Below are 10,621 nucleotides of genomic sequence, written 5' to 3'. Positions count from 1 at the left end.
CGTCGACAGTATTGGTAATAATTCTTATTTAATAAACATTGTGAGGATCGGATGAAGCAGTTTTCTAAAGTTGCACAGGCGGTAGGTTTAGGTATTTTGGTTGGGACAACTGGGTTTGCGTACGCGGATGATGTAATCAAAGTCGATGCACAGGAACTTGAAAAAATAGAAGTACTTGGCAAACACTACCGTAATATTGGTGCAACGGGATTACCGCTTGCCATTGGAGATACACCACAATCGATTTCTTTAATTGATGCTGAATATATCGCATTGTATGACTTAAATTCTGTCGGTGAGGCGTTAGAGCACAGCGCGGCAATTCATACTGACCCTTCGCCTTCTGGACGTGACCGTTTTACGTATGCAAGAGGCTTTGCGATGAACCGTTATTTAGTTGACGGTATGGTTTCTGCGGGTCGCTCTTTTCAAAGTTCATTGCTTGATGCCAGCATGTTTGAGACGGTTGAAGTGATCCGAGGCTCTACGGGTATGCTACAGGAAGTCGGCCAGCCGTCAGGGACTGTTAATCTTATTCAAAAACGCGCACAAGAGAGTTTTTCAGGTTACGTAAATGCTGAGCTAGGTTCTTGGGGTAAGCGTCGAGTAGAGGGTGATGTGACAGGTGCGCTGAGCAATGATGGTTCAGTAAAAGCACGTGCGGTTGCGGTTTATGAAACTGCAGATTCTTTTCAAGACCGAGTTAATAGTGCACGTAAAGTGATTTACGGGACAATCAGCGCTGAACTAACTGATGACCTTTCGGCTTCACTATTCTGGTCGCAACAAGAAGATGAACTAGACGAGTTTTCAAGTGGTTTACCATTTAGCTATAGCGATGGTTCTGCATTTAATGGTGATGCCAGTCACAATGATACTCCGAGCTGGGTTTATGAAGATGTCAATCAAGATAACGTAATGGTTGAGCTGCAATATACTTTGAATGATGATTGGTCTATTCAGGGCCGTTACCATCGCTCAGATGTTGAGTCAGACGGGATATTTTTTAGTGGCGATTCATTACCAGATGTTGAGTCTGGGCTATATCGTTCCTTCATAAACCACTCTGATCGCGAGAATGAAAGTGAGCGTGCTGAACTGAACCTAACAGGTAACTTTACGCTTTTAGATCGTGAACACCATGTGACGTTTAGTGCCGCAGATGCCAGCTTTACAGAAATTGAAAAACGTGCATTTCCGCAGAGTGCTCCTACTATAAATGCGAATGACCCTAGCAGTAGCGCAAGCATTCCAATGCCTGTGTTTTCTGAACCTTCTATCACTAATTCAGAACAAGAGTCTAAGAACTACCGTATTGCTGCTAATCTGAGTTTAGCTGAACCGCTAAATGTTCTATTGGGGGCAAACTATAAAGATATTGACTCACGTGCAGGTGCTGGCGATATCTTTAGTGATTGGGTTAATAACAGTGATACCAGTCTATATATTGGCGCCACTTATGATGTAACAGAAGCGATTTCTGTGTATAGCAGCTATACCGATATTTTTGAACTCCAAATGGTATTTGATAAAAACGGTGACTTACTTGATCCAGCAGTCGGTAAAAATAAAGAGATAGGTGCACGTTATTCATCGCTTGATGGCAATTTAAATATTGATGTCGCATTGTTTCAGATTAACCAAGAAAACTTTGCTATCAATGATACAAGTGCAGCAGCAGCTCGTATTTATAGAGCGGTTGATGGTGTTGAGTCGAAGGGCTATGAAATTGAAATCAGTGGCTATATTAATGACCAATGGCGTGCGTCAATTGCGTATAGTAATTTGAGCTTAGCAGATAACAATGAAGGCCGTATTTCTAAAATTGTGCCTGATAAAGTGGCTAAGTTTAATACGGATTATGAGTTTGATGGCTCGCTAGCAGGGTTAACGGTCGGCGGCTTTATTAATTGGACGGGAGAAAGACATGGCTTTATTCTTGTCCCTCGTAAAGGTTTTGCTTATCCAGAGTTAGAGTCTTACACGGTCGTTGGTTTAGTTGCCAGCTATGACGTAACGGATAACTTAAGTATCAAAGCGAATATTAATAATGCGTTTGATAAAGAATATGAAAGTAAAGTGGCATGGTTTAGTCGCAGGGCGAGTACGCCTCGTAACTACTCTGCACAGATTAATTATCGATTCTAAGACAGTTAGAGAGTGACACCCAAAAAAGGAGGCATATGCCTCCTTTTTTGTTAATGAGAAACCGAATGAAACAGGCTTAAAAAGTCGCGCCGCCATCAATTGTGAGTACTTGCATAGTGGTGTGTGAGGAAAGCTGTGACGCAATAAAAACAATACTGCGTGCTATTTCATCAGCGGTGGCAATTTTCTGTAATGGGATCCCCAGTTTATATTCTTGGGCAAAGCCTGCAATGACATTGTGAGCACCAGACTCATCTTGCCACATGCCCGTTTGCATCGGTGTGAGCGTTGAACCAGGGGCTATCACGTTACAGCGTACGCCATAATTAGCAAGCTCTAATCCCGCAGTGAGTGTCAACTGAGTTACTGCCGCTTTGGATGCGCAATAGGCTGCCATTTTTTGTCTAGGGGTATTCGCTGCATTTGAACCTACCGTGACAATACTGCCTTGCTGGTTGGTTTTAAAGTGCGCATAGCAGGCTTTTATAAATAGAAAAACGGCGCTGCTATTAATAGTTTGGCATTGCATCCATTGAGCGAGAGAGAGGTGTTCCATGGTTTCGAACTCTAAAACACCTGCGACGTTAATCAAGTTATAAGGTGCCAAGCCTTGAGCAATCAATTCACTTAACGTTGCTTCTAACTCCGCTAACTTTGCTAAATCACACTGCACAGGCTTATATAAACAAGCGGTATCGCTGAAGTGTTTGTCAAAGCCGATGACTTTGGCCCCTAGCTTTGCGAAATGCTGCGCAGCGCTGAGTCCAATTCCTTGACCTACACCGGTTACCCACACGACTTTGTCTTGGTATTCGGTCTTTAATTGGGTGTCAAACGACATGTTCAGGCTCCTTAATAAGACATTGTACAAGCTCAGATAAGGCAATAGTTGGCTGATTTGCCCAGCGTATCGCAGCGTCAAAAACCTGTGATTGGATGGCATTGACTTGGCTTGGCTGATATCTGGCTTCATTAACATCAAAATCAATGTTCGCAGGAGTATCACCTAACAAATGAATCTGCAGCATGATGTCATCAGTGGTACCCGCACTGAGAATATGACTATGGGTTTCAATGCCAGCGTATTTCGGGTTGCTCGAAAACGGCAGCAAGTTAATGGTTGGGCCGAAGACGGTTAGTGCTTTACCTTGTTTTTGTCGGTCGCGTTTTAAATACTCTACCCGGTAGCTTTGCACCTGTTTTAACTCTTTTATCTGGTGGTTCACTAATGCAGTGGTGTTTTGCAATGTCATGTCTGGTGATATGTTCAGTGGCAAAGGTAATACATTGCTTTGCACGCAAGGAGCTGAGAGCTCAGCCATTGATTGGCGGTTCATCATGATAAGGCCGAGTGTGACATGATAATGCTGAGTTTTAGCAATTAATGCGGCCGCGATCGCAGCTAATAGTATTTCTGAGCTACTTGAATTAATTAACGAAGCGGCTGATTGAATAGTTTGCCATTGAGTACGCGTAAATTGCTTACTAGTTCGTTTATTTGCGGCAGTGACATCGGCTTTACTGTCGCTAAAGCTGTGAACTTCGCCTATATCATCAAGCCATTGGTTTAATGTCTTACGTGCTGAATCAACCGTTGCTAAATAGGCGGGTTGTTGCTGTGCCTCAAGCAAAGTTTGTTGATCAGAAAAGCGTAAATTTGGCAGTGCTTTATTTTTCATAAGTGCGTTATAGCTGCGACTTAATGCCTGGCTAAAGAGGCCAAACCCATAGCCATCTAATAATAAATGATGTGCTAAAATCATCAAATAATCTTGAGACTCTCCTCTAAGAAGTTGCAACTGCATTAATGGCTGCGATGATAAGTCAAATGACTGAGAGAGCTTTGGAGCCATAAATTGTTGAGCATATTCAGCGATGTGTTCAATATCATGATCAAGTTGAATGACCTCAATCACAGGGGGGTTATGTGTTGGTTGTAGCGTGGGTGTGTAATCTGCATCATGGGGAAAGCGACAACTTAATGTATCACTGGCTTGCCAAACATGATTGAAAGCATGTTGCAGCGTCGTTGCTGCAACTTTACCTTTGAACACCATACATTCAGCAACATTAAATAACTCACCTCGGCCACTAATGGTGTGGAGTAACCACATGGCATGCTGAGATGTCGTCAGTGGCAGAGGGTTTGCAATTGTATGGGTCATTAGTCGTCCTTGCGTTCTTCCAGCAATTCAACCCATGCAGAAAGGGTTGGAATTTGGGCTAGTTCGATGAAATTAGTCTCAATACCTTGTTGTTGCCACAATGCAATGAGGTTCATGACTTGTACTGAGTCTAACCCATAGTCAATCAGACTTTCGAATTCATCAAATTCATCCGGTTCACAGTCTATAAGCGGCAGAATATGCGCTTTAAGCCCGTCAAGAGAGGTTAAATCTAATGTCTCTTCACCTAATACTTGTGCAGTATTAACGACTTTTCCGCAGCGCTGTGCAACGAAATTCAGCGCCATTTGATGTTCATCATAACTAAAGTCAGCGACCGCATCAGCAATGACAAATGGTTTAATATCACGCATAAAGGCATCAACGGCGGTGGTCATTACGCCAATGTGTGCATAAATACCGACGATGAGTAATTGGTCACGCTTTGCGCTTGTTAAGCGTTCTTCAAAATCACACTTTTGAAATGCACTGTAACGCCATTTGGTTAACACAATGTCTTTGTCCGTTGGGGCCAACGTATCAATCACTGGTTGTTGTGTGGGATCTTGTAGGCCATCCCCCCACATATCACGGAGTAATCCACGCTCTTGGGTGCCCTGTTTAATTGGTTGAGCTGTGTAATAAACAGGAATGCCTTGTTCGTAGCAGTAGGATTTTAATGCTTGAATATTAGCGATAACGGCATCGATTAACGGGTTATTTTCACCATAAAAATTAATGAAATAATGCTGCATATCATGGATCAGTAAAGCTGCTCGTTGTGGATCTATTTGCCAATCAACTCGATTGTCTGGCAGTTGTGCTTCACGTGGTAACGGATAGTGACTTAACTTTGGAATACTCATAATTAATCTTATTGTTGTTCAAATGTAGCACGTAGTGCTTTCTTATTAACTTTACCCACTGCTGTTAATGGCAGTGTCGCCACGAATTGGAATTTATCTGGGACTTTAAAATCAGCGATACCTAATTGGCGTAAGTACTTTCGCAATACTAAGGCGGATAGCTTGGTGGTTGGGTTTTCTTGCAGTACGATAAATGCGCAGCTTTTCTCGCCAAGTGTACTATCTGGCATCGATACGATTGCTACATGGGCAATGTCATTATGACCCAGCAGTAAATTTTCTACCTCTTCAGCGGCAATTTTTTCCCCGCCGCGATTTATTTGATCTTTGTCCCTGCCTTCGACGATTAAATGGCCAGAAGGGAGTTGTTTAACCAGATCGCCAGAACTATAAAACCCCTCATCATCAAAGGCGTCTGCATTGTGCAAAGGAGATTTATAGTAGCCTCTGAAGGTGTATGGTCCGCGTGTCAGTAACCTTCCTACTGTGCCAGGTGGGACATCGTTGCCGTGTTCATCAACAATTTTAATTTCATCATCTGGGCTGATTGGCTTACCTTGGGTATTGATAACCGACCACATGTCATCATCATGGCGGGTATAATTGACCAGACCTTCAGCCATACCGAATACTTGTTGCAACTGACAGCCTAGCGTCGGTTCAACTTGTTCTGCTACTGTAACACTCAGCTTTGCACCACCGACTTGGATCAGTTTTAAACTACTCAAATCATACCCTGCTTGCGTGGCGTGACTCAGCCATAATTGCAGTGCTGGCGGCACTAATGCTGTGTGGGTAACTTGGTAATGTTCTATTAATGAAAAGCAGCTAGTTGGGCTTGGCTCTGGTGCCAGTACCACACTTCCTCCTGCATGGAATACGCCAAGCGCACCAGGAGAACTCAAAGGGAAGTTATGTGGTGCTGGTAAGGCACATAAGTAGCGCGTTTCGCCATCAAGTTGACAAATATCGGCACTGGCAACCACACTGTATAAATAGTCATTGTGAGTGCGAGGTATTAGTTTAGGTGTCCCTGTACTCCCACCACTTAGCTGAAAAAAAGCGACATCACAGGGGTTTAATGTCGGGGCATGGAACGGCTGATCAAATAAGTAGGCTTTTTTTAATTCACTATTGCCTTTGTGGTGGTCAACTATCACCTCGTTTAAGCAGTTAAAGCGATGAAATAATTCATTACTGAATTGCTCATCATTAAAAAGAGCATGCATAGAAGACGCTATTATTAGCGTAGGTTGTAGTATTTCACAGTAGCTTTGTAGCTCTGTTTTTTGATGATTAAAGAGTGCACATACTGGTGCGACACCGAGCTTAAGCAATGCAAAGTAACTAATGTAAAATTCAATACAGTTGGGCAGTTGAATGAGTGCAGTATCATGCTGCTTTAACCCTTTTTTTGCCAAAGCAGCGGCTAAGTTGCTGCTATATTGTGATAATTGCTGGTAACTAATTGAGCGCTTACCATCGGCGAGTGCGATACCATTACTATTAGTTACGAGCTGTTCATCAAGTAAGCAAGTTAATGGCTTGTCCTGCCAATAACCTTTATCACGATATAGCTGCGCTAAATCGGCTGGCCAAGGGGTGTATTCAATGCTCATAATTCAGCGTTCTCTTTAGGGTTGGATAATTGCTGAATATCATTGAGCGTTAAGCCTAATGCATTCAGCATGGTTTTTAATTTAGCATCCGTCTCTTGCCACTCAAGTACAGGCTCTGATGCTGCAACGATGCCTGCACCTGCAAATAGCCTTGCACGATTTTTTTCTAATTGGCCGCAACGAATAACGACAACCCATTCACCATTGCCCTGCTTATCACACCAACCAATAATGCCAGAGAAAAGTCCTCTACTGTGTTTCTCTAATGATTGTATGTGTGAGTACGCGGGCAAAGTCGGTTTCCCACATAATGCCGGTGATGGGTGGAGTTGATTTGCAATGTCTAAAATATGGGTGTGCTGATCTTTAAGTGTGCCTTTTAACTCTGTAGATAAATGCCACATTGTTGCTGTGCTAAGTAAAGAGGGTTCTTTAGGTACCTCTAACTTATGACAAAATGGGTTTAGTACGTGTTCCATATCTTCAATGACAACGGCGTGTTCAAAACGGTCTTTGGCAGAGTTAAACAAACGCTGTTTATTTTCAGTCTCTAAAGTACTGTTATTTGCACGCGGTGTAGAACCAGCAAGTGGGTTGGTAATGATCTGAGAGCCTTGCTTTGCTAGTAATAACTCAGGGCTTACGCCCATCAATGTGGCAGTGTCAGTAACTGGAAATGAAAAGTGATAGCCACTACGGCTTTGCTGTAAAAGTTGACATAGCACCTGTTCTTTTTGGATTGACCGCTCGAATTCAATATCGACTTGCTTACTTAATACTATCTTTTCTAGTGTTTTATTAAAGAATAGGGTTTTGGCTGCGTTTACTGATGATTGAAATTGCGCTTGGTTTTGCAGGTACTGAATAGATTTAGTGGTGTTTTCTTTAGTATTTAATGCACTTAGCTCTGCACTTAACCAACTACTAATCGCTGGCTTTTCCCAGTAAGTAGTTTTATTTGGGATCACAAAGTGTGCTTTTTGTGTTTTACAAAAAGGCAAAACACCAAAAGCAATTGTATTATCAGGGTGTTCGGAGAGCTCGGTTTTTACTGTACTTACTAACTCATCGGTACAGTCAATAGATGAAGAAAATCGCTTTTTGATGCCATGAGTAACAATACATTGATCACCTGACATAAATAAGCAATCGCGATTACTTTGGAAGTTTAATGATTTGTTTGGCTCTGCTATATCAAAAGCATGTTTCATATACATAATGGGCTACCTTCACGTGCTAGTACCGCTTTACTGGCTCTTTTATAATTGCCAGTTGCAAATATTATTTTTCCAAGACGAGGGTCACTGCAAAAGATTTAGTCGCTTACTAACGATTTGCACTGTAATGGGCGATATGTTCAGGTAATTTCGGGCAGTCTGAGCAGTACGCCCTATGTGGTACTTCATGTAATAAGCAGCATTGGTTGCGAATAGGGTAGCTTTGACCGCTATGGGTAATGATAAGTGGTTTGTTGAAAAGCGGGTTCACGCGACCTTGTAGTGTTTGATGCACCAGCAAGGTGTTGCGATCGTGTTTTAAAGATGATGTTTTACCGACTACTTGCATGATGGCAGAAAAAAACTGATTAATTCTAAAAGCACAGTTGCTCCAAAGCACCCGTTCGGAAATAGCATAATGTTCACTCAGCCATTTATGAAGCGGCGTTAAGTGTTGAAAGAGCAGAGCATGATAGCGATCTTCAGGGCTGGGGCTAGCGTGTTGCTGTCCTTGGTTAGCTAATAATAATTGCTGCTGGGCACTCTGCCATGACACATCTTTTAACGACACAGGGAGTGACCGTTGCAAAATGCTGTGTGCCACTATGATACTAGGTAGTATTTGTAGCGTGTAATGCATATGCCATACAGAGGCTTGGCTTTTTGGTTTGGTCAGTTTGTTTTGCTGTGCGAAATTATCTATATCTGCGAGTAAGATGCCATTGGCCATTTGCGTGTGTAGCGAGTGTGAATGTGTATTGGTTATTAATCCAACACCTTGACCATAACTGGCAAACTGCCCACTAAAGTAGGGGGATAAAATAGGTAACATAGGGTGATGCAAGGCCTTGGGACAATAGAAGTTATAAACTTAATAAAACAAAGACGATTTGATTATGAATTTTTTTACTGGATCCTCGTCTTGTATCTAATTGAACTTGATTAGGGCTAATTGTGTTAGGGCATTTAATAAAAAAAACCTGGTGGCGCTTTATTGCTACTGCGATCAGCAGTGTACTGTTTGGTTTGATCAGTGTTTCACTGGTTGCACTGATTAATGAGATTATTAATAGTGAGAGCGATCAGTTAAATCAAAAGTTTATTTATTTTGCAATCCTTGCGGTTTCGGGCGTATGTTTACAGCTGTTCTCTAAACTTTTAGCGGAACAATTAAGTGAGCAAAGTCAGGCGGTTATAAGGTCACAAGTGGCGGAGCATGTTATAACAGCAAAGCTAGAAAGTATGGAGCGTCATGGCGGAGCGAAAATAAAGTCTTGTTTGACCGAGCATAGCTTGAAAGTGGCATCATTCTTTCAAAGCTTGCCCAAGATTTTAACTAACGCGATGATCGTCATTGGCAGTTTAGGCTATATGGCATGGTTAGATTGGCAAGTGTTCTTGTTTGCATTGCTCACTCTGTTTCTAGGCTCGGCAGGTTACAGTTTTGCAAATGCCACTGCATTTAAGAAAGTCTCTGAAGCGGCAGATCTACAAGATAAATTATTTGTGCACTTTGACGCGATCGTTGAAGGTGCAAAGGAACTTAAGCTCAATAGGAATAAGCGCCATGTATTTATTCACGATGTGCTTGGTGAGGCGATAGAGTTACTAAAGCAGCGCCGTTTAGCCGGTGCTAATATTTATCATGTTGCAGGCTCATGGGGCGGTTTTTCTATCTTCGCATTTATCGGTGGGGCTCTTTACTATTTATCTGGGGTTGATAATGACAGCGCTAAGGTGATGTCAGGCTTTGCATTATTGTTTTTGTATATGCTAACGCCATTAGAAGTGATGCTCGAAGCTATTCCTGGCGCTTATGCCGCAAAAGCATCGGCCAATACAATTGGTGAACTTCAAGACGATTTAGATCAAATAGAGCAAAATACCACACATGACTTAACTGGTTTTAAGCAATTGCATGTGAAAAATTTAAGTCATAGTTATTATCATGAGCAAAGCGATGAGGTATTTGCACTTTCTCCTATTAATTTGACTCTAAATGCTGGTGAGTTGGTGTATTTAGTGGGGGGGAATGGCAGTGGAAAAACGACTTTTGCTAAAGTCTTGAGTGGATTGTATGGTGCCAACGATGGCAATATCATTGTCGATAATACGATTATTGAAGCGCAGAGCTTAGACAATTATCGTCAGTTGTTCAGCACCGTCTTTACCGATTTTTATCTATTTGACCGCTTATTGGGTATAGGTAATCAGGCATTAGAGGAAAAAGGCAATGGCTTAATCAAAAAGCTAAACCTACATCATAAAGTGGCGATCAAAGATGGTGCCTTTACGACGCAAAGCTTGTCTCAAGGGCAGCGAAAGCGTTTAGCGTTAGTGGTAGCGTATTTAGAAGATAGAGACTTTTATTTGTTTGATGAGTGGGCGGCCGACCAAGATCCGTTATTCAAAGATGTATTCTATACGGAGCTCTTACCTGAGCTTTCTGCAAGAGGAAAAACCGTATTGGTGATCACCCATGATGACAAGTACTTCCACTTGGCTGACAGGTTGTTGAAGATGGAAAATGGTAAATTAACAGAACCATCTGTGATGAAGAACACGCAAAGTATTGCTTAATAGTAAGTAATACAACAAAAAGCCCG

The 10,621-nt window shown here is 42.2% G+C and carries 8 protein-coding genes; 2 read left to right on the top strand and 6 right to left on the bottom strand.

All coding sequences use genetic code 11. The features are described 5' to 3' along the window. The first annotated feature begins 51 nt into the window (after positions 1–51). Positions 52–2,148 (top strand): TonB-dependent siderophore receptor, encoded by a 2,097-nt coding sequence (locus PCIT_RS16490; RefSeq protein WP_010365467.1) that lies wholly within the window; start codon positions 52–54, stop codon positions 2,146–2,148. 76 nt (positions 2,149–2,224) lie between these two features. On the opposite strand, the gene PCIT_RS16485 is transcribed toward PCIT_RS16490, so the two are convergent. The 6 genes from PCIT_RS16485 to fhuF form a co-directional block, all read right to left on the bottom strand. After that, positions 2,225–2,989 (bottom strand): 2,3-dihydro-2,3-dihydroxybenzoate dehydrogenase, encoded by a 765-nt coding sequence (locus PCIT_RS16485; protein ID WP_010365466.1) that lies wholly within the window; start codon positions 2,987–2,989, stop codon positions 2,225–2,227. Next, positions 2,979–4,313, bottom strand: coding sequence for a condensation domain-containing protein (locus tag PCIT_RS16480; RefSeq protein ID WP_010365465.1), 1,335 nt, complete (start codon positions 4,311–4,313; stop codon positions 2,979–2,981). Before PCIT_RS16480 ends, PCIT_RS16485 begins: the two co-directional genes overlap by 11 nt. Then, the gene (locus tag PCIT_RS16475) at positions 4,313–5,179 is read right to left on the bottom strand and encodes an isochorismatase family protein (RefSeq protein ID WP_010365464.1); all 867 of its coding nucleotides are present in this window, start codon (positions 5,177–5,179) and stop codon (positions 4,313–4,315) included. The genes PCIT_RS16480 and PCIT_RS16475 overlap by 1 nt, the downstream gene beginning before the upstream one ends. An 8-nt stretch (positions 5,180–5,187) precedes the next feature. Next, positions 5,188–6,798, bottom strand: a complete 1,611-nt coding sequence (locus PCIT_RS16470; RefSeq protein ID WP_010365463.1) for a (2,3-dihydroxybenzoyl)adenylate synthase — start codon at positions 6,796–6,798, stop codon at positions 5,188–5,190. Next, positions 6,795–8,015 (bottom strand): isochorismate synthase, encoded by a 1,221-nt coding sequence (locus PCIT_RS16465; protein ID WP_010365462.1) that lies wholly within the window; start codon positions 8,013–8,015, stop codon positions 6,795–6,797. The genes PCIT_RS16470 and PCIT_RS16465 overlap by 4 nt, the downstream gene beginning before the upstream one ends. Positions 8,016–8,124: 109 nt before the next feature. After that, positions 8,125–8,847 carry a siderophore-iron reductase FhuF gene (gene fhuF, locus PCIT_RS16460; RefSeq protein ID WP_010365461.1) on the bottom strand — a complete coding sequence of 241 codons (723 nt, stop codon included), beginning with the start codon at positions 8,845–8,847 and terminating at the stop codon, positions 8,125–8,127. Positions 8,848–8,969: 122 nt separating this feature from the next. Here fhuF and PCIT_RS16455 point away from each other — a divergent pair, with 122 nt between their 5' ends. After that, positions 8,970–10,595, top strand: coding sequence for a cyclic peptide export ABC transporter (locus PCIT_RS16455; RefSeq protein ID WP_010365460.1), 1,626 nt, complete (start codon positions 8,970–8,972; stop codon positions 10,593–10,595). The last annotated feature ends 26 nt before the right edge of the window (positions 10,596–10,621 follow it).

Origin of the sequence: Pseudoalteromonas citrea, assembly GCF_000238375.3 — a bacterium.
GTDB lineage: Bacteria > Pseudomonadota > Gammaproteobacteria > Enterobacterales > Alteromonadaceae > Pseudoalteromonas > Pseudoalteromonas citrea.
The sequence above is the reverse complement of the archived record's forward strand: the minus strand, read 5'-3'. Positions and strand labels throughout refer to the sequence as shown.